Raw genomic sequence first — 26991 nt, forward strand, 5'->3', positions numbered from 1 at the left:
TGCGTCGGCCGGAGAACCTATTAGAGCGGTCTGTGCGTTTCATCCGCCACCACCGTCACCAGATCGGCCAACATCGTTTTTCCCGTCACCGCGCTGCGAACCGACACTTCTACACGCCGAAAACCCGGATTGGGCGTGGGTGTCACCGTCATATCGCACACCAATGCCAGTCCGCCCTGCGGACAAGGCGTCGATGTCGTACCGAATGATGGCCACGCGCGTTGCAAATGCAACTGGGTGATCGTGTTGTCGGCGCTCCACCCGGCCAGCAATCGTGCATGGAGCGCCGCGGTGTTCGTGGCCACGCTGCCCACTGCGCGCAGCGCCGCGACCAGACCCACCGCGATAATCGCCAACGCCACCAGCACTTCGATCAACGTGAAGCCGGCGGCGAATGCGGCACGCGCGCGCCTGCCGCGTCCCTTGCGGGCCGGCGACCCACTGCACGACGCGCGACGCGTGGATGCAATGCACCCCATCAAAGTGCCCCATTACGGACCACGAAATGTCCGTCACCGTTTGTCGAAATCGTCACCGCGCCATTGTCCGAATAAAGCGTGACACTGACCGCGTCACCAATGCTTTCGGTGCTGAATTGCAGTGTTCCGACCGCTTGTGATACGCCGGGATAACGGATTGCCACCCCGGTGACGCCCGTCATCCACCGCGCGCCGCCCAACACGTCGTCATTCAACGCACGCCAGCGGCGGCCTTCGCGAACCGAAAAACGATAGCCACCATTGACCGGTTCCCAGTTGATGGGAGCGTTGCGCAATTGCGCTTCATCGCCCGCCGTCTCGAAAGCCAGCGCCAGACGCTGACCCTGCTCGTCCAGCGCACCGTGCGCGTTATGCGACAGCGACAGTGATGCGAGGCCGACCAGCAGCCCGCCGATCACCAGCACCATCAGCATTTCGAGCAATGTAAAGCCACGGGCGCGCACGCGAGTCTGCCTTGACCGGATCGATCAGTAACGGGAGTCGAGACAGGCGTTCACTGCCACGAACCGATATCGGCGTCATTCCCCTCGCCGCCTGGTTTGCCATCCGCGCCATAGCTGAACACATCCACTTCACCGTGGACACCCGGGTTCAGGTATTGGTAAGGATTACCCCAGGGATCGTTCGGCAATCGTTCCAGGTAACCGCCGTCCTTCCAGTTGTTCGGCACCGGGTCCGTGCTGGGCTTGGCGATCAGCGCACGCAGGCCCTGCTCGGTCGTCGGATAACGGCCGTTGTCCAGGCGATAGAGTTTCAGCGATTGCATCAGCGTGGCAATATCCTGCGTTGCCGCCACCCGACGCGCCTGATCAGGACGATTCATGATTTTCGGCACGATCAACGTTGCCAGGATGCCGATGATGGCGATGACCACCATCACTTCGATCAGCGTGAAACCGCGCGCCAGCCGGCCAGGGCGTCGGGCACGGGCTCCCGCCGCGACCGCACGCACTGCCTGAACCTTTCGCAGACCCGTAAGCTGAATAAGACGAACGGAACGCCCGGCATCCGTCGCCGTGCCAACTTCCACGTCTATCGTTGAATCCGGAACGGCGCGATGCGCCGGTGACACAAAAAAGCGATTCATTCGAGCTAGCATTCCGAAATTTCCTCCCTCTGCAGGCACATCGTATTTGCCGTCATGATTTTGACCGTAGAATGCCATTCATGAACCGACTCCTGATGCCCCTCGTTACCTTGGCCGCCTGCGCGCTGTTTTGCGCGAGCGCCACTTATTGGACCGTGAAACTGACCGCGTCGCGACAGGCGCCCGATGACGCCGCCACAGTGGAAGCGCCGCCGTCCGTCCAGGCGGCCGCGCAACTGTTCGGGGGTGATGCACAGCAGCAGACGCGTCTGCGCGTGGCCGGTGTATTGTCGCTGGGCGTGGGTCGCGGCGCAGCGGCCATCATCAGCGAGAACGGCGCGGTTGGCCGTGCGATCGGTCTGAACCAGGCCATCGACAACCAGACGGTCCTTCGCGAAGTCTACGCGGATCACGTCGTCGTCGAACAGAACGGCGTGCGCAGCAATATCCGTGTTTCCGCACCCGTCGGTGGTCCCGGCGGTGTGGCGTACATGCGCTGATACCCTCCAGGTGGTCGTGTTCATCACTGCACCATCTGGTTGAGCTGGATGATTGGCATCATCACCGCCAGCACGATCACCAACACGATACCGCCCATTGCCAGGATCAGCAGCGGCTCCAGCAATGTTGTCAGAAACATCGTCCGGCGCTCCAATTCCTGCGCTTCGCCGGCAGCGGCACGATCCAGCATCGTCGTCACGTCGCCGGTCGCCTCGCCGGAGCGAATCAGATGCACCAGTACCGGGGGGAATGTGCGTGTTCCGTGCAAGGCTCGCGACAACGCCGTGCCTTCGCGCACGCGGACGATGGCATCGTCAACGACCCGACGCATCGCGCGGTTGTTTAACGTCTCACCGGCCGCCTGCAATGCCCGCAGGATCGGTACCCCCGCCGCCGTCAGAATGCCCAGCGTGCTAGCGAACCGCACGGTGTTATAGCCACGCACCAGCCGCCCCACCAGGGGTGCGGTCAGCAACCAGCGGTCGAAGGAAAGGCGGGGTCCCGACATACGCAGAATCTTGCGCGCCACCCACGTCACGGCGATGACGGCCAGCAGTGCGGCCCACCAGTAATGCCGAACGAAATCCGACAACGCCAGCACGACCAACGTGATCGTAGGCAGCGCCTGTTTATTGTTCGAAAACACGCTGACGACCTGCGGCACCACATAACTCAGCAGGAAGCTGACGATGCCGATGGCGATGAAGGTCACCACCACCGGATACGTAAACGCCAACTGGATCTTCTGCCGTAACGCATTGCGTTGCTCTACATAATCGGCAAGCCGCGTCAGCACCAACCCCAACTGCCCGGTATGTTCACCCGCCGATACCAGCGCGCGATAGATATCGGGAAAGTCGCGTGGGTGCAGCGCCAGCGCGCCGGCCATCGACTGTCCCGCCAGCACATCGGCGCGGATGGCGGCGACCAGTTCCCGTACATAATCCCGTTCCGCCTGCTCCGAGAGCACGCCAAGCGCCTCGCCCAATGGCAGTCCCGCCACCAACAAGCTGGCGAGCTGACGCGTGAACAGCCCTTGCTCGCGTGGCGACAAGCGCCGGCCGAATGCAAGACGGCTGCGCTTGACCTGGTCATCCGCGGCGGCGGTAGCCGATGCACCGCCGGCGCCCTGGCCGGACGTATGACGCCCGGCTAGTTCGACCACGAGCGGCGTCAGTCCCTGCGCACGCAATATCCCACGCGCGCCACGGGCGCTTTCGGCGTCGATGACGCCGCGCTGGGTCTTGCCCTTTGCGTCGATCGCTTCGAAACGGAATGCTGGCATGGTGAGAAACCTTGAGGCAGACCGGGCACCTCCACGATGCACCCGGACGCCATGAAAAGAAGCGGGGCTAGGATCCGGTCACGCGTAGCACTTCCTCCAGTGAGGTCGCACCGGTCGACAACCAGCGCTCGGCGTCCTCGCGCAAGGTCTGCATGCCGCGGGTGCGCGCCGTCGCCAGAATCGCCGCGTCGCTGCCTCCATCGTGGATCTGTTTGCGAATGGTTTCATCCAGCTCAAGCAACTCGTAGACACCGCGCCGTCCGGTATAACCAGTTCGCGCGCAGCGGTCACACCCCACCGGATGCCACTGCCCGTCGCGTTCGACCTTGCACGCAGGGCACAACTGCCGGACCAGCCGCTGCGCGAGCACACCAAGCAGGCTCGACGCCAACAGATAAGGTTCGACACCCATGTCCACGAGCCGCGTCACCGCGGATGCCGCGTCGTTCGTATGGAGCGTCGCCAGCACCAGATGGCCCGTCAGCGAGGCCTGCACTGCAATCTGCGCGGTCTCCAGGTCCCGGATTTCCCCGATCATGATGATGTCCGGGTCCTGACGGAGAATCGATCGCAACGCCCGAGCGAAGGTCATGCCGATCCGATCGTTGACCTGGGTCTGGCCCACGCCTGCGAGATCGTATTCGATCGGGTCCTCGACGGTCATGATATTGGTCGACGCGGTCTCGAGACGGCTCATCGACGCGTACAAGGTCGTGGTCTTGCCCGACCCGGTCGGGCCGGTCACGAGGACGATGCCATGCGGCTTGCCGATCAGTTTGTCAAAACGCTGTTGCGTCGACTTCGCCATGCCGAGCGCATCGAGGTTCAGCCGCTGCGCATCCTTTTCCAGCAAACGCAGCACGGCTCGCTCGCCGTGGCCCGTCGGTAACGTCGACACCCGCACATCCACCGGACGCCCCCCCACGCGCAGCGTGATCCGGCCATCCTGTGGCAGGCGCTTTTCCGCGATATCGAGCTGCGCCATGATCTTGATCCGCGAGATCAACGCACCGTGCAGCGCTTTTTTAGGGCGAACGATATCGCGCAGCGTGCCATCGGTGCGAAAGCGCACCACGCACGACTGCTCGAACGGTTCGATGTGAATATCGGATGCGCCTTCACGCGCTGCCTGGGTCAACAGCGCGTTGATCATCCGGATGATCGGCGCGTCATCTTCAGACTCGAGCAGATCCTCGATCTCGGGAATGTCCTGCATCAGGCGGGACAAATCCACTTCGCCTTCCACTTCGCCCACGACCTGCGCGGCGCTGCTGTCCTGCATCGCATATGCGCGGTTGATATGGTCGGCGAGTTCGGTATCGGACTTGCGCACCAGCCGCATGGTGCCAAAACGCCGACCCATTTCAGCCAGCGCCGACGGTCGCGTGCGGCCGCTGATCCATACTTCGAGTCCGTCCGGATGCCGATGCGCGACCAGCACCTGCGCGCTGCGCGCGAAGCTATAGCCAATCAGCCGCGTGGCGTCCAGGGACGGAACATCGGTCGTGTTCATGGCGCGGCCGCACCGGATGACGTGCTATCAGACGGGACGTAGGCCGGTGTGCCAGGCACCTGTGCCTTCGGATAGGTCAACGGCGAATGTTGTCGCAACTCAGCGCCGTTTACCGGGCGGGTGGTTGACGGCACTGGCGTGGCGACCACCCCATTTGGCGTCACGTAGGCCGGCGGCATTGGCGCGGGGGGATCGATCTGTCCGCGCGACGGCACACTATTATCCGGCACGTACGGCGGTTGCTGACTGACGTTCGGCGACACCATCGGGGCACCCACCGCGCGTTCGCGGTCGCGCAGATCGGTCAGGCCATTGATCTGGTTGCCTGGCGTGCCATCCGGGTTGATCACTGCACGGCCGATAGGGGCTTCCGTATTCGGCGCAATCGGCGCGGGTACCGGATTGGTCTTCTCTTTCATGACCCAGTTGTTGGGCGTGTAGTTCGCCGACAGGGCACGCATGTAATCGTAACGGTTCATTGAAATATCGCGCATCGTCGATTCGTCGCGAACGATAACGGGGCGCAGGAACAGCAACAGGTTGGTTTTGGTACGCGATTTTGATTCATTGCGGAATAACGCACCGATGACCGGTATTGCGCTGAGCCAAGGCACACGGCTATTGCTCTGGGTGACCTTATCCCCGATCAGCCCGCCGAGCACAACGATCTGACCATTGTCCGCCAGCACGGTGGTTTGCAACGACCGCTTGTTGATGGTGGGGTTGGTATCCCCCGATGCCGACGCCAGACTGGAGTCTTCCTGGTAGATCTGCAGCTTGATGGTGCCGCCCTGATTGATCTGGGGACGCACGTTCAGCATGGTGCCGATGTCCATGCGGTTATATGTATTGTAGGCTGCTGTCGAACTGGTACTCGTACTTGAGGTATTGGCAATGGTCCCGGATAGCACACCGATATTCGAACCCACCAGGATGCGAGCCTCCTGATTGTCCATCGTCATCAGGTTTGGCGTGGACAGAACATTGACATCGCTATCCCCTTGCACTGCTTGCAACAATCCGCCGACGCCAAGAAGGCTGCCGAAGTTGTGCATGATCCCGATGCCATAGACACTGTTACTCGTGATGCTCGACAAGGACGTCGTACCGGAGGACAAACCGGCAACGGTGCTCGAGACGTTTGCGATGGATGTCGCAGAATTGCTCGAGTCGTTCCCAATACTGAAAACGCTGTTATTCCCACTGCCGCCGAACAACCACTGCACGCCGAATTGCCCGGTCTTCGTCGACGACACCTCGATGATCATCGACTCGATGTAAATCTGCGCGCGGCGCTGATCCAGTTGCGCGATGACGTTGCGCAGGTTCCGGTACACCGGCTCCGGTGCGGTGATGATCAACGAGTTCGTCGAGGCATCTGCAACGATCATCCCAGAACCGGATTGGTCCGCACTGTCGTCACTGTTGTTGCCGTTATTGCCGTTGCCGGTCCCGTTGTTGCCACCCAGGCCGCCCATTCCGCTGCTATTGCCGCTGGAACCGCTGGTGCTGCCAAAGCTACTGCTATTACTCGTCCCACTTGGCAATGGCGGCAACGAACCATTGTTGTTGGCCAGGCCGCCACCGCTTCCGGACTGACCACCGCTGTTGCCGAACAAGCTGTTGCCAGCCGTCGCGCCCTTGCTATCCGACGACTGTCCCATCATCCCGCGCAGCGTCTTCGCCAAAGTCGTTGCGTCAGCATTGGTCAGCGGCACCACATGGATATTGCCTGGTTCGCGCGTGGGCGAATCAAGTTTCCGTACCAGTTCGTGAGCCATCCGCATCCGCGCCGCGTTACTCGCGCGCAGAATCACGGAATTCGTCCGGCTGTCGACGCTGACATTCACCTTCAACGTTGCATCGGTAGCACCTATCGCGCCCGGGTCGAGCAACTTACTTGCTTCCGCCGCAACGTCCTGCGCATTGGCGTTTGCCAATGGAATCACGTCTATATTGGTGCCCTCGGCGCTATCGATACCCGCAATGATCGAGCCGATCCGACGCACATTGTCGGCGTAGTCGGTGACGATGATCGAGTTGGTATTCGGATAGGCCGCCACCGTATTATTCGGCGATACCAGTGGCCGTATTACCGGCAAAAGGTTATTTGCCGATGCGTTATGCAGTTGGAAAACCTGCGTGACCACTGTGTCGCCCCGCGCCTGCGTCCGGTTGCCGATAAAGGTGGGCACACCCTGCAACTTTGCATCCGCTTCAGGTACAACCTTCAAGATGCCGTGGTCCTCAAGCAGTGCGAAACCTTGCATCCGCAGCGCGGCCTGTAAGGTTTTCAGTGCTTGCTCATTGGAAACGGGGCGATCAGATTGCAGGCTCAACTGGCCTTTGACCCGGGGATCCACCACAATCGTTTGATTGGTGGCGGCACCAATTGCACGGGCAATCTGGTCGATATCAGCATTTGCGAAGTTCAGCGTCACATCGGCGCGGGCGAGAGGCGCCACGACGAGTGCCGACAACAACGAGGCGGCCAGCACGGCACGCCGCGCAGGCAGTGCCGTCCAAGAATGAGTCGTCATAGAGTCAAGCAACAGAGGGCTAACTGCACGGCGCACACCCGGCCGCCAGAAAGAGGAACATCGGCGGCCTGGATGACGCCCCCGAACACGCGGGCGTGTACATTCAGCGAAACATTATCAGGTTTCAGCGATAATTTTTTCACAATCGGAGGCTGGCGCAGATGTATGTGAGTGGAATACGTCATTATGGCTAAACGACTCGGCAGCACACGGTAAACGCTGGCCTGCCATATCGCCAGACCTAGTAACGCTTATATGCGCCGACGTTCCGCCGTTTTGGACCGTTCTTATCATTCCGTTCGGCGTAACCGTTCATTATGCGTTTGTTTGTGTCAGTCGTTTGAACATCTAAGAAATTGATCGGGTGCATTGGCGAATACCCTGAGTACAGCCCTGTTGCGCGCTGTCGCCGTGATACATCCTCGTCTGGATCTTGCGCCCGACATGCCTGTTCGTACTGCACCACGTATTCGGCATGCAAGGTTAATGAAAGTCGTAACGGCGTTAAAATAGCCGTGCCAACAATAACGCCAACCGCTGACGCTACGACACAAGAAGCATGACCCGTTCGCCCCGACACTGGACTGTGCCGCAACTGCTTTGTCTCGCAAGCATGCCATTACTTGCGATGAAAGCTTGTCCTGCATACGCGGCGGATTGCTTCACCGCTGCCGGACAGTATCAGAAGGTGAATCCGCTGATCCTGCGCGCTATCGCATGGCAGGAATCACATGACAACGTTGCCGCCAAGCACGTCAACAACAATGGGTCGATCGACTACGGCCTTATGCAGATCAATTCGATCCACCTGCCAAGGCTGGCGCAATACGGGGTCTCGTCAGAGAAGCTGATGAACCCATGCGCCAATGTTTACGTGGCGGCCTGGCATCTGCGCCAGAAGATGGACAAGTACGGCAATAGCTGGGCAGCGGTAGGCGCGTACCATTCGGAGACGCCGACACTGCGAGACCAATACGCGCGTCAGATCATCGCGATCTTGCGACGATGGAATGTCATGCCGGCTACAGAAAAATAAAGCGGCGCGGAGAAGGAGCGATTAATGCGGGAGGATTGAAATGGACGCAATGCCCCTTCGGAGAGGCAATACGTACGGCAAGCGCAGCACGCGATGACGTGGCGGAGGAGGGCGCCGCGCGCAAAGCGCCACTCGCCGTCTCGGGCAGGCCATCGCATCGTGCGCCGGAGAGGTCATCGCAGACCTCCCTGCCTTGCAGCCAGGCAGCGAATTACTTCGCGTTGACAGCGTCCTTGAACGCCTTGCCCGCAGTGAACTTCACCGTCTTGGCTGCTGCGATCTGCAGCGTTTCGCCAGTCTTCGGGTTACGCCCTTCACGCGCGGCGCGCTGACCGGAGCCAAAGCTGCCGAAGCCGACCAATTGCACGGTGTCGCTCTTGGCAACAGCGCTTTTCACGGTTTCCATGAACGCGTCTACCGTTTCCGTCACGGCACCCTTGCTTTGGCTAGTCTTCTTCGCGATTTCGTCGATCAGTTCTTGTTTGTTCATAAGGCTCCTTTCTCGGATTAAGGTAAAACTTGGACCGGTCCAGGACCGTCTTGGTCCTGTCGTTCGAAATCGATCGACAGTCGGAAAACTTGTATCCCACGTCCAGCCTACCGGGGCGCGAGTACCAACCAGTCCGATCTCAGCGACACATGATACACGCTGGACGCCCCGTGGATAGGGCCGCTTGCTATCATATCGTACCGTTTGCGGCGGTTTTGGCCCGGCTTCGGCCTCTCAGAACACCTCCTGGCAGCGGCCCAGCCAATGCAATCGATAACCTCAGCTTGCCATTGGCAACCAATAAAATCGGGCAACATCTGTCAAAATCGCCGAAATGACCGCTGAAAAGCCTAGTTTGACACAACATGGCCTTACACCGGCGGCCGTGTCATTCCGTGCGGACGGCACCGCATTCAGTGAAGCCTACGGTGATATTTACCATAGTGCGGCAGGTGCGCTGGGGCAGGCCCGTCACGTTTTCCTGGCTGGAAATGGCTTACCAGGGCGTTGGCGGGGCAGGCGGCGCTTCACAATTGTCGAAACCGGCTTCGGTACCGGTTTAAATTTCCTGGCCACCTGGCTCGGCTGGCGCACCTTCCACGGCGCCGCGATGCCATCATCGTCATCCATTGCCACTCCGGAAGGCGGCTTTCACGCGCCGGGAGCGGAAGGCACGCCCCAGGGTGTCGTGTCTTCGACCGGACCGGATGGTCCACGATTGCACTTCGTCTCGTTTGAACGTTATCCCTTGGTCCGGGATGACATGCAGCGCGCATTGATGCAGCATCAAGGAGTTACCGCTACAAACGGCACCTTCCGCGACGGGGGACCGGACCGCGATGCCGATGCGCAAGACCGGGCCGACCTGGCACCCCTGATTCATGCCCTCGTGGATGCCTGGCCATCCGTGCTGACGAACGGGGTGCATCGCCTGTCATTCGACAATGACCGGGTGGTACTCACCCTCGTATTCGGCGATGCCTGCGAATGCGCGGGCCAGATGCGGCTGCGCGCCGACGCATTCTATCTGGATGGCTTCTCGCCCGCGTGCAATCCAGCGATGTGGCAACCCCGTCTGTTCAAAGCGCTTGCTCGAATGGCTGACGAGGGTGCCACGGTTGCTACCTATACCAGTGCGGGACAGGTCCGGCGCGATCTGATCGATGCGGGTTTCGCCGTGCGTCGCCTGCCCGGCTTCGGCGGCAAGCGACAAATGAGCGCCGGCCCCTTTGCGCCACGCTGGCGTGTTCGTCGACATCCGCCTCCGGTTCCGGCCGTTTGCCAACCAGGCGATACAGGCATCGATAGTCCGGCCAACGCGACAAGCAAACATCGTACGGCCATGATCATCGGCGCTGGCGTTGCCGGCAGCGCGGTTGCAGACCAATTGACACGCCGCGGTTGGCACGTCGTGCTGATAGAGCGGTCCGAGCGGGCAGCCCAAGGCGCCTCGGGGAATCCTGCCGGCATTTTTCATCCTGTGGTGACGCGAGACGAAGGTCGCGCGACCCGATGGAGCCGTGCCGCTTTCCTATATGCGTTGCGCTATTGGCGAAATCTCGACCGTCACGACACTGACGGGGCCGGACACATTGGCACGCTCAGCACACATCGTAGATTGCGTTGGTCTGACACCGGGTTGGTGCAGCGGATCGCGCGCGTCAGCGGCACCAGCGTTCCCAACGCTGACGATCTCGATGCACGCGGTAGAACCCAAAAAATCGTAACCGACCTCGCTAATCCCAATAAAGCAATGGAGATTCCGGCCAGTGCGCCGTCGTTGTCGGTGACAGAGGATGAGGGCGGAGATGTGCCAGAAGCACCAGGGCTGCCTGCTTCTATCGCCGAACGAGTAACCTCCCCCATTATCCATGCGCTTACAGGCGTTTCCCTTCAAGGCGACGGATGGTGGTTCAAGGAGGGCGGCTGGATCGATCCGCGGTCGCTCATCGATTGCATGCTTCACCGCGCGCGATCAGCAGCGCACGCGAAGACACCAACAGGAAGGGCTCCCGATGATGCTCCTCTCATCGATACCCACACCGCTCATGACGTGTCGCCACTGGATATCCGATTCGGCGTGCATGTCGCACGCGTATCACAACACGATGGTACGTGGCACGCGTACGACGCAGAAAATACGATCATCGCGTCCGCCGATATTGTCGTACTGGCGAACGCATCGGACGCGGAGCGTGTCGCGGGTATAAATTTTCTGCCGACGGAGCCGGTTCGAGGTCAATTGACGGTACTGCTTCTAGTGCCTCAAATCAGGAGTGTCCATACACGGGCGGACACTTTTGAAGACACGCCGCTTTCCGCCGCTCATGCCACGTTGCAGGCATTGAAAATGCCACTGATCGGTGGTGCTTACGTGATTCCCTTGCCGACACCCGCGCATGCGAAACATGAAGGCAGGACAGGCAATCCGTCTGACATTGGAGCAACCTTACTGACAGGTGCAAGCTATCAAATAGGCGACACAAGTACCGCTATCCGCGATGCGGAACACCGCGATAACCTTGCACGCCTGGCCTTATTGCTGGATCTCCCACCAGACACATTTCTAGCGTTGTCAGCAGACCCCTGCGCATCCAATGACCAATTATTAAACAATACGATTGGTGGCCGTGCCGCCATTCGTTGTGTAACAGGCGACCGCATGCCGTTTGTAGGGCAATTGCCAAACACAGAAGTCGCGCTGGCGAAAGCGTCCGCCCTACGCGGCGCCCATCTTGCCGATGTGCCACGAATGCCAGGCCTGTTCGGCATATTCGGCCTGGGCTCACGTGGCATTCTGTGGTCAGCCCTCGCCGCGGAATGCCTTGCCAGCCTCATTGAAGGAGAGCCCGCGCCGATCGAAAACGATCTCCTAGACGCGATGGATCCGGCGCGATTTCTTCTTCGACACCTGCGGCGCTCGTCAAGCGAGCCTCGGTAAAAAATACTTTCTTGACTGGGTCTGGACAGCCGCAGCGATTTAAGCGGACGTTTATCGACGGATGTGTTCCTCCAGCGAACGACTGCTTTACCACCCTGAAGCCATCAGCGGAACATGGCCTCGTGCAATGCGACCAGACTCTCGCTGATTCGTTCCGATCTTGTTCACAAAATAAAAGCACTTGCCAGGCAAAGCCCGCTGCAATCTTGTGGATAACTTTGTTAGTAATGGGGCGGTGCAGCGTTGACGATTTCTGCATAACCCCGAAACAGAATGATAAGCGTGTCGAGGGAAGCGCCTTTTCCATGCAACAATCCCCGAAGCATACCGACCTTATGAATACTATAACTATATGAAAAATATGATAATTATAGGCTTATCCACAGAAAATATCGACCTTTGTTAACTACTACTATGTTTACTTAAGGTAAACATGAGTTAACGATATGGAAGGTATTCCGTTTCTGTTGACAATGTGAAGAACCCACTGAACTTCATCACTGCCACTTCAAAAAAGGCAGTAAATATGTCCATCTACTCAAGAGATAGCTCTCGATGTGCCCGCTTATAAAATAAGCAACCTTGCAGCAATTGCTTTGCGTACGAAATCGGCGAAAGTCAGCCCTTGTCGATCAGGACCGTTCGTTGGTGTGAAATCGGTGTCTGTGAAAAACCGGGATCGCCGATGCAAAGAGCCTGCGTAAAAAGCGATTTGGGCGCAAAAGGTGGGGATTACATGTGCATGGATCTTGAAGAATTGGCGTTTCACCCTACTTCCATCGAAAGAACGCGATAACATGCACTTGTCATACCGTGTTTGTCCCGGGGTATACAGCATATTCAACACGTTGTTAACAGGGAAGTTAACGGGGTTATCCACATAAATCACGGTCCTTTGTTAACTATTACTACGTATACATACGTAAACAAAGTAAACGCTATCGTTTAAAAGACAGGCGAAAAATATGGGGCACGAGCGATGTCCCCGATATTTCACAGGATGTCGTGACACCAATGCGAATGATCTGGGCGGCGTCTTCGCCATGACGTGGAGTCGCCGATCGTGATGTGACGAAAGAATCGTATTTGGCAGAACGCACCAAACGGTGCATTTGCAGCATGAATGTAATTCATATTACTGCCCTTGCTCGCCGTGATGGTCGTCTGGAACGCAAATAGCAGCGCGATGCTGTGGCAGAATGACTGCCCGCCGGATCGAAATGAGTGGATCCATCCGTCGATAGGCGGCGAAAGTCATCGTTCAGTCGATCGGTACAATCGATCTGGAGGCCTTCCAAGGGGTCCAGGAGCCAGTTCCAAGCATTGAGCGGCCATTGGGGTGTCTTTGATGCTTCTCGGGCCGCGTACGGTGTTTGAGGCCGTTTGCACCTAATTCGGGGTAACGCGGCAGGTCAATAGCAAGAGGGACGCCGCACCCCTGTGCGCGAGTCCCCGGATGTCATGGGAGACAGCACCAAATGAATGCCGCTTTTTCTTTCTTGCCGTCGTCATCGAATTGGATGGCTGACGACGTACTTTGGGCTGGGATCGCCTTGTTGTTTGCCGGCATCTTTGGCGAGCTGGGCTGGCGTCGCTGGCACATTCCGCGCGTCAGCGGATACGGGCTGGTGGGGGTGCTCGCCGGGCTGTGCGGGGTTTTCAACAAAGACCATGGCGCGGTGGCGACGCTACTGCCGGATGCGCGCCTGCTTGTCGATGTCGCGCTGGGTGTCTTGCTATTTCAACTGGGCGGTCATGTATCACTGCGCTGGATACGGAACAACCCCTGGCTGATTGTCATGAGCTTGGCTGAAGCGACGCTTTCCCTTTTGTTGGTCGCAGGCCTCGCATTACTTTGTGGTGTGGCGCCGATGACCGCATGGATACTCGGTGGTCTGGCGATGGCAAGCGCGCCAGCCATGTTGCTACACCTGCGTGGCGAACTGCGTGCGCAAGGGCAGGTCAGTGAGCGGATGTTGGTGCTTAGCGGCCTCAATAGCATTTATGCCGTGCTGGTCGTCAAACTAGGCTCGGCCTGGCCCCACCAAGTCTTCTATGGCGACCTGGCGGCGTCGTTGTTGCAACCGGCTTACCTGATTATCGGTTCCGTGATAGTTGGCATGGCGCTAGCGGTGGCGTTTCACTTCCTCGGCACCTACGTGGTCGCGCGCGCGGAGTGGGGTGGCGGGCCAGCCCAGCAACGTGCCGAGTTCGTGCCGGCGGGCGCGCGTGACCGGACCGCGGGTGTCGTCATGTTGTACGGTCCGGTGCTGATAGGTATCGGCGTCTGCGATTTGTTGAAATTGTCTCCCATTCTTGCGATGCTGGTCGCGGGAATGATTTTCGGCAATCACGGAGAGCGTCCGCGTGGATGGGCAAGGGAGTCGGGTTCGGCGACCTGGTTGATCACGGTGATCCTGTTTGTCCTTACCACGGAAACGTTCCGGTGGTCCGACTTGTCTTCCGGAGCGCTGGTCGCCGTCGTGGTGCTGGCCGCGCGTGCCATGGCGAAAATCAGCATGACCGCCTTGTTTGCGCGTCGTTCCGGGATAGGCGTGCGCAAAGGACTGGCCTTGGGGATCAGTCTGACCCCGATGTCGTCCCTCGCCTTTGTGCTGATGAGTGACACGTTCCTTCTTTACCCGTCATTCGACCCCGGGCTGAAGGCCATCGTGATGTGCGCGGTGGTAGCCTCGCAGTTGATTTTGCCGGTTTGTATTTACCGGGCGCTGATGTGGGTCCAGGAGGCGCCGCGAATCCCTGTTTCTGCACGGGCGGCCGAGGCCGGCCGGGCACGACGTGGCGGTAAGGAAAGGGCGGCCGGTGAGGCAGGCAGCGCCGGTTGAATGCATCGTCGTGGTTTGACCGGTGGGGTATCGTACATGGAAGGCATTGCTGTACGCCGCAACGCCTTCGATGGTTTTCAAATCGGCGAACACGTTGTCGTGTGCATTATTTTTCGCGGTTTGCCGTGTCACATCATTATGTAATCCGAATAGTCTATGGCCTTGGAACCTTTTGTCGAATCGCGTCCGTTTACGCTTGGCGTCGAACTGGAAATCCAGATCGTCGATCGCTTGAACTATGACTTGACCCATGCAGCCTCGGACTTGCTTGCCTTGGTAAAAGACGAGCCGATCGATGGCTTGATCACGCCAGAGATCACGGAAAGCATGATTGAGATGTCCACGGGTATCTGCGCGGATTACCAGGATGTTTTGCGGCAGCTTGGCGCCGCACGCGATGTATTGGTGCAGGGAGCCGATCAATTGAATGTCGGTCTGGCCGGTGGCGGCACGCATCCGTTTCAGCGCTGGAACGATCGACAAATCTACGACAGCCCTCGATTCCACTATATTTCAGAACTGTATGGCTATCTCGCCAAGCAATTTACGGTGTTTGGGCAGCATGTTCACGTAGGCTGCCCAAGCGCTGACGATGCGCTTTATCTGCTGCACTCGCTTTCGGCTTTCGTCCCACACTTCATTGCGCTTTCGGCATCCTCACCTTATGTGCAGGGGGAGGACACCGGTTTTCATTCGGCACGGCTGAATTCTGTCTTCGCCTTTCCGCTCAGCGGACGTGCGCCTTTTGTCTTGACCTGGGACGATTTTGTTGTCTATTTCGACAAGATGCGCCAGACCGGGGTCGTAAACAGTATGAAGGACTTTTACTGGGATATCAGGCCAAAGCCGGGATTTGGCACGATCGAAGTGCGTGTAATGGATACACCCTTCACAATAGAACATGCATCCGCCATTGCGTGTTATATCCAGGCCATTGCCCGGTGGATTTTGCATGATCGGCCTTTTGTGCCCATCGAGGACGACTATCTGGTTTATACATTCAACCGTTTTGAAGCGTGCCGGTTTGGGCTGGATGGTGTAATGGTGGATCCACGTTCGCATGTGCGCATGACAATCGCTGATGCGGTACTGGCGACCATTGATCAGATCACGCCGCATGCCGAGGCGCTGGGAGGCCAGGCGGCATTGGCGGTGATTCAGCAAGCGGCGAACGCGCGCATGAATGATGCCACCCGTCTGCGCCAGACGGTATTGCGGGAAGGTGCGCTGGACGAGGCTGTTCGTCAGCAGTGCGATCACTGGCGTCGCGTGCGGGCGTGAAGATTGATAAGTCGCGTTCCAGGAAATGCGTTGTTGCAAATTTCCACAATTGAAATACGCATTTCAAGCCTGAATATTTTTCAATACTCGCTTAAAATAGTCGCACTGCGACAGGATTCTGATGTGGTCGCTGGAATATGACGGTGAATGAAAGAATTGCCGAAAGCGTTGCATCGGAAGGTTCGATCTGGATTCGGTGGTCCATTCATGCGCTTCGTGGTGAATTCTTGCGGCTTATGTCACGATGTTTCACTAGAGCGCGATATTGTTGTATAAAAAGGCACGCGGGAACTAAGTGGCATTTGGTCAGTCGTGCGGACGGTTGTTGTTCTCTTCTTGTGTAATGAAATGCCGGACGGATGATGTGGCGTGCTGTGCCTGCATAAACGTCATCAAGTAGAACCGCGAGATGGCGTAATATTTTTTGGTCCTTTTTAAGATAAGCTTTGCCAAATCGGTTTGATGGTGTGGGTAGACCGTAAGTGAATCGGCATGGATCCGGATATTCATCCCGCGCGTGGGATTGTCGGAATGGAGATACTCGGGCGAGGTAGCGATTGCGCAGGGTTGTATGTGGATTGAATGGCTGATTTGCCCAAATATGCGTTTGTGTCTAAATAGTCGAATGAAGGAAAATGGCTCGATGTGACGGGTTCGGTTCCTTCGGCTTTTGTGTAGACATAGTTGGTGTTGCGAAGGGGTCCGTCAACGCAAAGCGGCTGTCATGAAAACGTATTAGACCTGCTAAACAGAGATAAGAGCGAATATTGATGAGTGAAGCAGTGTACGGCGAAGAGGTGATGGGACGCATCACCCACGGCATGTTGCGGCTGAGTACAGCCATGCGCAGCCAAGCGTGGAGTTGGGCAGAAGGCGCGGGCCTGACACCGACGCAAGGCGAAATTCTCGTGTTGCTGATGCAACGTAAGTCGGCGTTGCGTCTTGGTGAGATCGCACGTCAGACCGCGTTGACCGCGGCGACTACCAGCGATGCGGTCAGCACGCTCGAAACCAAGGGTCTGGTGGAAAAACGCCGTGCCGTCGATGACGGGCGCGCGTTGGCCGTGCGCTTGACAGCGAAGGGGCGCACTGCGGCCAAACGCGCGGCGCTCTGGCCTAATTTTCTGCAATCCGCGGCGTCATCACTGCCGGTGGAAGAGCAGGGCGCGTTGTATCGTTCCTTGTTGAAGGTAATCAACGAGCTCGAGGTCAAGGCACATATCCCGACGCATCGGATGTGTTTGAGTTGCGAGCATTTCGAGCCGTTGGGCGAGGCAGGAAAAGAAGGCAAGGTTGCGAAGAAGACGGCCCGTAGCGCCAAGGTTCGTGCTGTCGCGCCTGTACACCATTGCACCGCCTTGAAGATCGATTATCCCGACACGGGCATACGACTGGATTGCGCGGCGTGGGAAGAAGCCAGCGAATCCAAGCGCAAGAAACATTGGAAGTTGTTTGTCCAGACGGCGTAAGCCGCCGACGGTCACACGACCGACCGTCAAAACGGTGCGGTATTTCATCGCAAGTACGCTGATTTATCCCCACACAAAATGTTGCGCCGCCCATTAGGGTGGCGCATTCTGCCGATGCGACGGCGATCGTCGCACCGGACGAACGGCGGTGCCATTCCTGGAAGTGTCGACTTATTTATGCCTTGGTCGCGACTATCGGCACCGTGCCTCACGATTTGTCCCAAATACCTTTTTTATAAAGCGATGAGACGATTCATTTCGTTCTCAGCGCGCATTCGGTTTCTCCCGCAGAATAACGGTTGGTTTTTCACGAATCGTCTGCATTGGAGCGGTCATGAGCGCATTATTTTCGTCGCAGTCGATACGAGGGCTGACGCTGCGCAATCGCATCATTGTCTCCCCTATGTGCCAATACGCCTGCGACAACGGCGCTGCCAATGACTGGCATCGCACCCATTGGGGCCATCTTTCGTATTCAGGCGCAGGCTTGTTCATCACCGAGGCCGTTGCGGTCGAGCCGGATGGGCGTATCACATCGCGGGACCTCGGGCTGTGGGACGACGCGACACAGGCGGCCATGGCCTCGGTGCTGGCATCCGTGCGCAGATACTCGGATATGCCGATAGGCATGCAGATTGGTCACGCCGGGCGCAAGGCATCATGTGCGGTGCCGTGGGAGGGGGGAGCGCAAGTCGGCGAGGCAACCGGTGGATGGCAGACCGTCGGACCATCGGAACTGGCCTTCGCGGAAGGTGATCGTGCGCCCCGACGCCTGAGTGTCGACGAGATCGCGCGACTAGTGCAGCGATTCGTGGATACCGCCACGCGTGCCGTGTCGCTGGGTGTTGATGCATTCGAGATCCACGCCGCCCATGGCTACCTGTTGCACCAATTTCTGTCGCCGCTGTCCAACCAACGAGATGACGCCTATGGCGGGGCATTGGAAAATCGCATGCGCTTCCCATTGGCGGTATTTGATGCGGTACGTGCGGCGGTGCCTGAAGCGATTCCCGTTGGCGTGCGTGTCTCTGCATCGGACTGGGTGGATGGCGGTTGGGATATCGAGCAAACGGTAACATTCGCGAAGCAATTGAAAGCGCGCGGTTGCGATTGGATCGATGCATCGTCCGGAGGCCTATCCGGTGCGCAACGCATTCCAGTGGGACCAGGCTATCAGGTTCCCTTCGCGGAACGCCTGAAGCGCGACGTCGGCATGCCGACAATGGCCGTTGGGTTGATCACTGAACCGACCCAGGCGGAGACAATCGTGGCAACCGGACAGGCGGATATGGTCGCTATTGCCCGCGCGATGTTGTACGATCCGCGTTGGCCCTGGCATGCGGCCGCCACTTTAGGCGCGCAAGTCATTGCGCCGCCGCAATACTGGCGGTCGCAGCCACATGGGGTTAAGGGGTTGTTCGATACGGCGAAGCCGTCTTATTGATTCAAGTGATGAGTGTGCGATGAGCGGACGCAGAATCGCGGTAAAGCGGTCTGGGATTCACGGCAGGGGCGTGTTTGCGCTGGCGGCATTGTCGAAGGGCGAGCGAATCTTTGAATATGAAGGCGAGCGAATTTCGTGGAAGGAAGCGCTGCGGCGTCATCCGCATGACCCGTCGCAGCCGCATCACACGTTTTACTTCGCGTTGGACGACGGCCGTGTCATCGATGGCCTGGTGGGCGGTAACAGCGCCCGCTGGATCAATCATTCGTGCGCACCGAATTGTGAAGCCGAAGAAATCGATGGACGTGTGTTCATACACGCCGGACGCGATATCGCCGCGGGCGAAGAGCTGTATTACGACTACGGACTCGTACTGGAAGGCAAGCACACTAAAAAAGTGAAGCGAGATTACCTTTGCTTGTGTGGTGCGCCGAATTGCCGTGGGACGATGCTTGCGCCGAAAGACGGCAGCAAATCGGCGAAGAAAGCGGACAAGGACGGCAAAAAAGCGAAGTTGTCCAAGCGGGACAAATCCGGCAAGCTTGCTGATAAGTCGACAGGCAAATCGGTGAAGGCAGAAAAGTCCGATAAATCCGGCAAGAAAAAAACGGGCGAGAAAGCCTGACCATGTGGATATCCGCGCCTTGCCGCAATGGCGTGGGTCGCACTGCTACATACAGAACATCAGACTGTTAGCGCGGGGCGGATCTTGTCGATACTTTCCGATTGCTTGGCGGTGTACCTTGCGGTATGTGCGATGCGTGTCGTAAAAACTGCTATCCATTGACGTAATGTCAGATACGCACCGCCCCATGCGGCGGCCGATGGCTGAGGGGCAGGCTGACGATAAAACGGGAACCGCCACCACGGGCATCTTCATATCTGACCGAGCCACCATGAAGCCGGACAATATCGCGAACTATGGCCAGACCGAGTCCGGCGCCACCCTCGCGACCCGCGTGCGCATCGCAGCGGAAGAAGCGTTCGAACAATTCGCCTTGTGCAGATGGCTGTACGCCAGGGCCATTGTCTTCGACGACCAGGTCGACGCAAGAGCGTCTTGGCCCAAGTGTTGGCGTGGTGGTGGGGTACGGTGTTGGAATGGGTAACCGTCGCATCGTCGGAACCACACTGACAGTGACGCGCCCATTACGCGGCCGATGCGGCGGGACATATTTCAGCGCATTGTCGATAAGATTCGAGATGATTTCCCGGAGCAGCACAGGATTGCCGCGAATCATCATCGGATCGTGCGGTGGCTCGTCCGACTTGCCAGCTACGCGCAGCGCCAATGCGTCGTCTTCCAGCACATGATCTAAATCGGCCAGCGCCGGCTCTGGCTCGCCGGGCAATTGGATACCGAGATCGATGCCTTTGTCCAACGCCTGCGGTACCCATTCGGCGCCGGTTTCGAAGGCCAGCGCGCTGATATCGACATCGACGAAGCGTGCGATCTGTTCGTTTGGATCAGCGCGCGCCAGTGACAGCAACTGATTTGACAAGCGGACAGCGCGGTCCGCGGATGCACGTACTTCGACAATGGCTTGCGTAATTCGTTCGGGGTCCTTTGCAGTGCCGGCCTGATCGGCATGCAGCTTGACCGCGGTCAATGGCGTGCGTAGCTGGTGCGCGGCATCGGCGATGAATTTCCGCTGCGCATCCAAGGCTTGTCCCAGTCGTTGAAGCAACGCGTTCAAGGCGTTTGTCAGCGGCCGGATTTCGACAGGAACGTCGGTTTCGTCAACAGGCTCCAGCGACATATGAGTCTGCCGGTTCAATGTGTCGGCCAACGTTGTCAGTGGAATCAATTGCTGATTGACCACGCGCCAGACGATGAGCCAGCCTGCGAACAGCAATAGCAGCAGTGGCGTCATAATGGCAATCAGGAACTCGGCGGCCAGTCGTAAGCGGCGTTCAATGCGCTGACCCACTTCTACCACAGCGTTATGCCCGTCGGGCTGGGTGACGACAACTTGTGCGATGCGAACATCTGTACCCAGGAAACGGGCATCGAAAACAGTCGCGTTGTGAATACGGACGATGCCCGAGCCCGCGCTCGGCAAGCCGGCATTGCCTGCCAACTCGACGTCGTCACGACGTATGCGGTAGACGAGTTGGTCGACGGGGTCTGAGAACATGGCTTCGGCGAGCGGTGGCACGGTTCGCGTGGCATCGTCGCCGGAAATACGAATTTGTTGGGCCACCGCATTCGCCAGATCGACCAATGATCGATCGACGACATGCGCGGTATATTGCCAGGCAAGCCAATAGGCAAACGTACCGCTTGCCAGCGCCAGGATTGAAAGCGGACCAGCCAGCCGGCGCAACATCGTCTGGCGCAGGCTGCGCACCGGCGCGAGGGAAGGGGGAGGCGAATGGCGCGCGCTGGCGGGATCGCGTTGATCGCTATGTTGATCGGGGACGCGGTCCGTCATCGGCATTCCTTCAGGTAAAGCATGCCGCCCGTCGGCATTGCGCGGCGTGCTTCGGTGGAGAGCAACTCAGCTTCGTATTTCCTGCAACAGATAACCGAAGCCACGCACTGTGACGATTTCGACGCGGCAATTTTCGAGTTTTTTCCGTACACGGTGAACATACACTTCAATGGCCGTGTCTCCTAGGTCACCACCAAAATGGGTCAGGTGGTCTTGCAACTGCGCCTTGCTCACGACACGGCCATGGCGCATCAACAGCAGTTCCAGGACGGCGAATTCGCGTGGTGACAGTTCTACGGCCTTGTCGTCATTGAAAATGCGGCGATCAACGCCCGAGAGGCGCAAACCACCCAACGAGACTTCCGGACGCGGCGCATCTTGTTGCGGCCCGCTGCGACGCGCCACGGCCCGAATGCGGGCTTCCAATTCCGCGAGTTCGAATGGTTTGACGATATAGTCGTCAGCACCGCTGGTCAAACCCTGAACACGGTCGTGTAACTCGTCACGTGCGGTCAGGATGATCACCGGTGTATGGCGATTGGTCTGGCGAAAGCGATTCAGCAGCGTCATGCCATCGATGCCCGGCAGGCCGAGATCAAGAATTATCAGATCGTGCCGGTTTTGTGTCAGCGCATGTTCGGCAAAAATGCCGTCATGGACCATGTCCACGACGAAGCCTGCTTGCTCGAGACTGCTTTGGATACCGCGTGCGATTGGCCGGTCGTCTTCGACTAGAAGGAGTCTCATCGTTTATGCTCTATTTAGGCTAGAGGGGATGCGTACCGTCGCACCACGTTTCACGTTCGGCATGGGTCTCGTGCCAATGCTGACGCGATGCCGATGCGCAGGCATTGGCGGGAACGGTGAGCAAAAGATGCTCCCTGTAGCGTTCACACCGCAAGCAGGGATGATGCAAAGATGGAACTGACCGTGATCCAGATTGAATCGGCGATCAATTATTGGCGCAATCGTTCGCCCGCGACAGGCGACGAGTTGCGTTTGTGCCCGCAAGCCAGCGCGCTCGGCGGTACTTATGCGCGAATGATCTACGAGCACCGGTCCACCGTGCTGCTCGATGAAATGGATTCCACTGCGCGTGATGCGTGGCATGTTTTTCAGACAGCCTGTAGCGCTGTGTAAGCCTACCTCTATCATTGCCATGGCATCCGATACGTACCCCACGCCACCTGACGGCCGCATGCCGCCGAGGATGCGACGCATCGCATGGCGGAATGAAGCGTGGCAGATAAACGGCGGCATCAGGTATGTGGCTAGGTTTTAGGAAGCGTGGCGGCGCCGTAACTCGGTGCTTCCACCGACTAAAGCAACGGCAGATGCAATGACATAACGCCGACCGTGGGTAATCGGTTGACCACTGGCTTTTATCAATGCACTTACAGCGTTTAATAGTGAATAGTGCGACGCTTGGCTTAAAACTGACTTAAACAGCAGTAAGTCATTTGTCTCCTTTCATTGCAATGTCGCACCGCGCCAATGCTCGAGTGGGGCCCAGCCAGCTTTAATTTGCGATGCGAGCGGCCTTATCGATGAAATGCGCCAGCGTCTCGTCATGCGAGGTCAGTCCATTAGCGTCATGCGTCGATAGCGTGATGTCGACCACATTCCAACTATTCGACCATTCAGGATGGTGATTCATCAGTTCTGCTTTCAGTGCAACGCGTGTCATGAAACTGAACGCAGCATTGAAGTCGGCGAATTGATAGCGCTTGCGAATGGCATCGCGTCCCGCGGTGGGTGCCCACCCGCTCGCCGCCAAGGCGGCGCGAGCGTCTGTCGAAAGCAGTTCCAGCATGATGATGGTCGTAGTCCTGTTCGTCCAAATCCGCATCCTGGGTTCGCCTGCCTGACGCCTTGGTGCAAGCGCTTAAGCCTCCCTCGAACCCTTCTAGGCATTGTTCCATAAATCAAGGCATACAGTGATGTCCCTAACAGACGGTAATCTGTTTTTTGTATTTTTAGGCAAGGCAAGCATTGTAGGCAGGGCTGATTGCCATTCCGGCGCCTTGGACAGGCTGTTTTCGCAACGGACGAATGGGGAGAAGGGCGCAACGTGTCGTGAGTGTTCCATAGCGGCAGTAGCGGCTTCGCGCTATTATGCAAGAAGCATGCACGAAACCTCTCTTTTACGCGGGATTGCACGATGATCGAGTTGGACCATTTCGATTTGGCGCTTTTGGATGTCTTGCAACGTCAGGGGCGTGCAACGCACCAACAATTGGGTGAGCAGGTGCCGCTGTCTCCGTCACAAATTGGCCGTCGTCTCCAGCGGCTTGAATCGATTGGCGTGATCGACGGCTACCAAGTGGTGCTACGTCCAGAAGCCTTGCAGCTTAGTGTCATGGCCTTCACAAGCTTGAAGTTGAAGCATCAGAACGATTCGAGCATTGAACAGTTTCAGCAGGCGGTGGACCGGTTGCCGGAGGTGCTGGAGTGTCACGCCGTGGTCGGCGATGCCGATTATCTGCTACGTATCGTTGCGCCGGATCTGAATACGCTGTCGAACTTTGTGATGAAGAAGTTGATGCTGGTGCCGGGCGTGGATAACGTTCGCTCCCACATCGTGTTGAAAGCGTTGAAACGCAGCGGTCCATTGCCGCTTGATCATTTGCGATAGCGCGTAGGCGTATCGATCAGCGCCTAGGGTAAATGCTATCTTGTTGTAGTGGGTCCGTCTGATTACACTTCATTTCAGTTCGCGACACAGAATTTGTGGTGGAGAACGAGGAGACAAAAGGTACTCAGTACCAATAAAAAACGAAGCGCCATCGGATTGCCGATGGCGCTTTTATTTTGTGCGCCGCATTTGCAGTAGACGATTGGCTATCGTGTCGCCGCATGCCCCATCTCTGCGCGATGGTAGCAACCAGCTATCAGCTTCGGTTAAATGAAATACTTGCTGCAGCATATGCCAATGTCAAAAATCTCCGGCACCGGACGCATCATTTTCATTGATGAAGTGCATGCAAATCAACTGCTTAGATCTGGCATGCTAGTATATGGAAGATGCTACAGTCTCACGCTATGTGCAGCATCCATGTGATACGGAAGGCTGAATACCAGCCTTGACCGGATGAAGCGTTGGTTGGTTTTCACGCGTAGTGTCATATGTTTCACGTAAGCTTGAACGTGAAGGTTCATAGGTGCTGCTCGGCATGCGCGCGTTCTCTTGTATCTCGTGACTACGTTTCACGTGAAACACCGTAGATATGGCGTTGACTAAGACTGCGCTGGGATAGCGCCCGGGATACGTGATGTTTCACGTGAAACATCCAACAAATCGCCTGATGTGCAGTTTGCTAGTATTGCACCCGAAGCAATGTTTCACGTGAAACAGGGACTGAGCCACGATGCAGTGTTCGTGTTTTCACTGTGATACGTGAGGCACCAAGTAACAGATTCGCCTCTCGATCCATAATGCTGCTGTGTCGCCACATTCCGTGCGCCGCACGCGGGTTTGCCGGGCTGTACGACATCTAAGGCGTATAATCGCGCCCTTTGGTCGATCGTCTTTTACAAGGCGATTGTCATCTACTGATCAAATAGAGGTCGGCGCGTAGGCGCCTGATAGCGATGCAATTTCCGAGCGAATTCGATGTCATCGTGGTTGGCGGTGGTCACGCCGGTACGGAAGCGGCCCTGGCAGCCGCGCGGATAGGGTGCAAGACCCTATTGCTGACGCACAACATCGAGACGCTCGGTCAAATGAGTTGTAATCCATCGATCGGCGGGATTGGGAAGGGGCATCTCGTCAAGGAAATCGATGCCCTCGGTGGAGCGATGGCTGCCGTAACAGACGAATCAGGCATTCAATTCCGCATCTTGAACTCGTCAAAGGGGCCTGCCGTGCGGGCTACACGAGCACAAGCCGATCGATTGCTCTATAAACAAGCAATTCGTTCCCGTTTGGAAAATCAGGCTAATCTTTGGCTGTTCCAGCAAGCCGTGGATGACTTGATGCTAGAAGGGGACAAGGTTGTTGGTGCGGTGACGCAGATCGGTTTGAAATTCCGTTCTAAGTCTGTCGTTCTCACTGCGGGGACCTTCCTCGACGGCAAGATTCACGTGGGTTTGAACAATTACACCGGAGGTCGTGCTGGCGATCCCGCTGCTGTTTCACTTTCGGCACGCTTGAAGGAGTTGAAGCTACCGCAGGGAAGATTGAAGACGGGAACGCCCCCGCGGATAGATGGTCGGTCGATCGATTTCTCGAAATTGGAAGTGCAACCGGGTGATATGGACCCAATTCCCGTGTTTTCCTTCCTGGGACGTGCCGAGCAACATCCGCGGCAGATGCCTTGCTGGGTGACGCACACGAATGCTCGCACGCACGACATCATACGCGCCGGTCTTGATCGATCCCCGATGTATACCGGCGTTATCGAGGGAGTCGGCCCACGATATTGTCCTTCGATAGAAGATAAGATTCATCGGTTTGCCGCAAAGGACGCTCATCAGATCTATCTCGAACCCGAGGGGCTGACGACAAATGAGTTTTACCCGAACGGCATTTCGACCAGTTTGCCTTTCGACGTCCAGCTTGACTTGGTACATTCGATGGTTGGCCTGGAAAATGCCCATATTTTGCGCCCCGGCTATGCCATCGAATACGACTACTTCGATCCGCGTGCATTGAAGGCCTCATTAGAGACGAAGGCGATTGGCGGATTGTTCTTTGCGGGACAAATAAATGGGACGACCGGCTATGAAGAAGCAGCTGCACAGGGACTGCTGGCAGGGCTTAATGCCGGCCGTTACGCTCAGGACAAGGAGGCGTGGGTACCACGCCGCGACCAAGCCTATCTAGGCGTACTGGTTGATGATCTCGTGACCCGGGGCGTCTCCGAGCCTTATCGTATGTTTACGAGCCGAGCGGAGTACCGCCTGAGCCTGCGTGAAGACAACGCGGATTTGCGCCTGACCGAAATCGGCCGAGAAGTGGGGCTGGTCGATGACGTGCGGTGGCGGGTATTCGAATCCAAACGGGAAGCGATTTCACGTGAAACCTTGCGTTTGGAAAAGACTTGGGTGACACCACGAACACTTCCGCCCGAGGCCGCTGTCGCCCTTCTGGGGAAGGCGATCGATCACGAATACAGCTTGGCCGAACTGTTGCGCCGTCCCGAGGTTCGTTATCCTGCACTGGTCGCGCTGGCTGCGCAAGGCTTCCCTCAGGCCTCGCCGGACAAGCCGTTGGCGAATGACCTTGTGCTATTGGCGCAGATCGAAGAACAAGTCGAAATCGGCATCAAATATCAAGGCTATATCGAGCGGCAAAGTGGTGAAATTGCGCGGAATGACGCGCATGAAAGTACACGCTTGCCTAGTGATCTCGACTACCGTGACGTGCGTGGGCTTTCCTTTGAAGTGTCGCAAAAGCTTAATAGCCATCGTCCAGAAACGCTCGGTCAAGCCTCTCGGATATCCGGCGTAACGCCCGCTGCCATTTCGTTGCTGATGGTCCATATGAAGAAGCGTGGAGGTCGCTCGGCAGCGTCAGCCGAGAAAACCGCAATGCGAGTGGACGAAGCATGACAGCTAGGAATACGGTAGGGAGGGATCCACGGACGGTCACTCAGGTTGGTGACACTGCCGCAAGCATCGT

The 26991-nt window shown here is 57.6% G+C and carries 21 protein-coding genes; 11 read left to right on the forward strand and 10 right to left on the reverse strand.

What is annotated here, in order from left to right; translation table 11 throughout:
* Window positions 1-20 precede the first annotated feature (20 nt).
* Genes gspI through gspG form a run of 3 tightly spaced genes read right to left on the reverse strand, consistent with a single transcriptional unit; the run spans window position 21 to window position 1377 of the window.
* Window positions 21-479 carry a type II secretion system minor pseudopilin GspI gene (gene gspI, locus SJQ66_RS14250; protein ID WP_024904955.1) on the reverse strand — a complete coding sequence of 153 codons (459 nt, stop codon included), beginning with the start codon at window positions 477-479 and terminating at the stop codon, window positions 21-23.
* Entirely contained in the window at window positions 479-943 is a 465-nt protein-coding gene (locus SJQ66_RS14255) for a GspH/FimT family pseudopilin (RefSeq protein WP_236693410.1), read from the reverse strand. Before SJQ66_RS14255 ends, gspI begins: the two co-directional genes overlap by 1 nt.
* A gap of 50 nt (window positions 944-993) precedes the next feature.
* The gene (gspG, locus tag SJQ66_RS14260; RefSeq protein ID WP_236693415.1) at window positions 994-1377 is read right to left on the reverse strand and encodes a type II secretion system major pseudopilin GspG; all 384 of its coding nucleotides are present in this window, start codon (window positions 1375-1377) and stop codon (window positions 994-996) included.
* 290 nt (window positions 1378-1667) lie between these two features.
* Here gspG and SJQ66_RS14265 point away from each other — a divergent pair, with 290 nt between their 5' ends.
* Window positions 1668-2087, forward strand: coding sequence for a type II secretion system protein N (locus SJQ66_RS14265; protein ID WP_024904952.1), 420 nt, complete (start codon window positions 1668-1670; stop codon window positions 2085-2087).
* Between the two features lie 23 nt (window positions 2088-2110).
* Here SJQ66_RS14265 and gspF read toward each other — a convergent pair whose 3' ends face one another.
* The 3 genes from gspF to gspD all read right to left on the reverse strand — a co-directional run bounded on the left by gspF (window position 2111) and on the right by gspD (window position 7426).
* Window positions 2111-3373, reverse strand: a complete 1263-nt coding sequence (gene gspF / locus SJQ66_RS14270) for a type II secretion system inner membrane protein GspF (RefSeq protein WP_046152413.1) — start codon at window positions 3371-3373, stop codon at window positions 2111-2113.
* Window positions 3374-3440: 67 nt separating this feature from the next.
* Window positions 3441-4886: a type II secretion system ATPase GspE gene (gene gspE / locus SJQ66_RS14275; protein ID WP_036012017.1), complete on the reverse strand. Its 1446-nt coding sequence runs from the start codon at window positions 4884-4886 to the stop codon at window positions 3441-3443.
* A complete protein-coding gene (gene gspD, locus SJQ66_RS14280) occupies window positions 4883-7426 on the reverse strand; it encodes a type II secretion system secretin GspD (protein WP_320534920.1) in 2544 nt (847 codons plus the stop codon). The genes gspE and gspD overlap by 4 nt, the downstream gene beginning before the upstream one ends.
* A 613-nt stretch (window positions 7427-8039) precedes the next feature.
* On the opposite strand from gspD, the gene SJQ66_RS14285 reads away from it, so the two are divergent.
* Window positions 8040-8462, forward strand: coding sequence for a lytic transglycosylase domain-containing protein (locus SJQ66_RS14285; protein WP_046152415.1), 423 nt, complete (start codon window positions 8040-8042; stop codon window positions 8460-8462).
* Between the two features lie 211 nt (window positions 8463-8673).
* Here the strand turns inward: SJQ66_RS14285 and SJQ66_RS14290 are convergent, their stop codons facing one another.
* Window positions 8674-8952, reverse strand: coding sequence for an HU family DNA-binding protein (locus SJQ66_RS14290; RefSeq protein WP_024904948.1), 279 nt, complete (start codon window positions 8950-8952; stop codon window positions 8674-8676).
* A gap of 334 nt (window positions 8953-9286) precedes the next feature.
* Between SJQ66_RS14290 and SJQ66_RS14295 the strand changes: the two genes are divergently transcribed.
* The 6 genes from SJQ66_RS14295 to SJQ66_RS14320 all read left to right on the forward strand — a co-directional run bounded on the left by SJQ66_RS14295 (window position 9287) and on the right by SJQ66_RS14320 (window position 19558).
* The gene (locus SJQ66_RS14295) at window positions 9287-11893 is read left to right on the forward strand and encodes a bifunctional tRNA (5-methylaminomethyl-2-thiouridine)(34)-methyltransferase MnmD/FAD-dependent 5-carboxymethylaminomethyl-2-thiouridine(34) oxidoreductase MnmC (RefSeq protein WP_320534921.1); all 2607 of its coding nucleotides are present in this window, start codon (window positions 9287-9289) and stop codon (window positions 11891-11893) included.
* Window positions 11894-13371: 1478 nt separating this feature from the next.
* Entirely contained in the window at window positions 13372-14739 is a 1368-nt protein-coding gene (locus tag SJQ66_RS14300; protein ID WP_024904946.1) for a cation:proton antiporter, read from the forward strand.
* Window positions 14740-14895: 156 nt separating this feature from the next.
* Window positions 14896-16020 carry a YbdK family carboxylate-amine ligase gene (locus SJQ66_RS14305; RefSeq protein ID WP_024904945.1) on the forward strand — a complete coding sequence of 375 codons (1125 nt, stop codon included), beginning with the start codon at window positions 14896-14898 and terminating at the stop codon, window positions 16018-16020.
* Between the two features lie 770 nt (window positions 16021-16790).
* A complete protein-coding gene (locus SJQ66_RS14310) occupies window positions 16791-17489 on the forward strand; it encodes a MarR family winged helix-turn-helix transcriptional regulator (protein ID WP_024904943.1) in 699 nt (232 codons plus the stop codon).
* Window positions 17490-17823: 334 nt separating this feature from the next.
* Entirely contained in the window at window positions 17824-18933 is a 1110-nt protein-coding gene (locus SJQ66_RS14315) for an NADH:flavin oxidoreductase/NADH oxidase (RefSeq protein ID WP_253464254.1), read from the forward strand.
* 19 nt (window positions 18934-18952) lie between these two features.
* A complete protein-coding gene (locus SJQ66_RS14320) occupies window positions 18953-19558 on the forward strand; it encodes an SET domain-containing protein (protein ID WP_253464255.1) in 606 nt (201 codons plus the stop codon).
* A 169-nt stretch (window positions 19559-19727) separates the two neighbouring features.
* Here SJQ66_RS14320 and SJQ66_RS14325 read toward each other — a convergent pair whose 3' ends face one another.
* The gene (locus SJQ66_RS14325) at window positions 19728-21263 is read right to left on the reverse strand and encodes a sensor histidine kinase (RefSeq protein ID WP_046152474.1); all 1536 of its coding nucleotides are present in this window, start codon (window positions 21261-21263) and stop codon (window positions 19728-19730) included.
* A gap of 171 nt (window positions 21264-21434) precedes the next feature.
* Window positions 21435-22115: a response regulator transcription factor gene (locus tag SJQ66_RS14330; RefSeq protein ID WP_024904939.1), complete on the reverse strand. Its 681-nt coding sequence runs from the start codon at window positions 22113-22115 to the stop codon at window positions 21435-21437.
* Window positions 22116-22286: 171 nt separating this feature from the next.
* Between SJQ66_RS14330 and SJQ66_RS14335 the strand changes: the two genes are divergently transcribed.
* Window positions 22287-22508, forward strand: coding sequence for a DUF3717 domain-containing protein (locus tag SJQ66_RS14335; RefSeq protein ID WP_024904938.1), 222 nt, complete (start codon window positions 22287-22289; stop codon window positions 22506-22508).
* Window positions 22509-22887: 379 nt separating this feature from the next.
* Here the strand turns inward: SJQ66_RS14335 and SJQ66_RS14340 are convergent, their stop codons facing one another.
* Window positions 22888-23181, reverse strand: a complete 294-nt coding sequence (locus tag SJQ66_RS14340; RefSeq protein ID WP_024904937.1) for a 4a-hydroxytetrahydrobiopterin dehydratase — start codon at window positions 23179-23181, stop codon at window positions 22888-22890.
* Between the two features lie 348 nt (window positions 23182-23529).
* On the opposite strand from SJQ66_RS14340, the gene SJQ66_RS14345 reads away from it, so the two are divergent.
* Both SJQ66_RS14345 and mnmG read left to right on the forward strand, forming a co-directional pair.
* Window positions 23530-24003 (forward strand): Lrp/AsnC family transcriptional regulator, encoded by a 474-nt coding sequence (locus tag SJQ66_RS14345; protein ID WP_024904936.1) that lies wholly within the window; start codon window positions 23530-23532, stop codon window positions 24001-24003.
* A gap of 956 nt (window positions 24004-24959) precedes the next feature.
* Window positions 24960-26921 carry a tRNA uridine-5-carboxymethylaminomethyl(34) synthesis enzyme MnmG gene (gene mnmG / locus SJQ66_RS14350; protein ID WP_320534922.1) on the forward strand — a complete coding sequence of 654 codons (1962 nt, stop codon included), beginning with the start codon at window positions 24960-24962 and terminating at the stop codon, window positions 26919-26921.
* Window positions 26922-26991 lie beyond the last annotated feature (70 nt).

It is taken from the genome of Robbsia andropogonis (assembly GCF_034047095.1).
GTDB classification, from domain to species: Bacteria; Pseudomonadota; Gammaproteobacteria; order Burkholderiales; family Burkholderiaceae; genus Robbsia; species Robbsia andropogonis.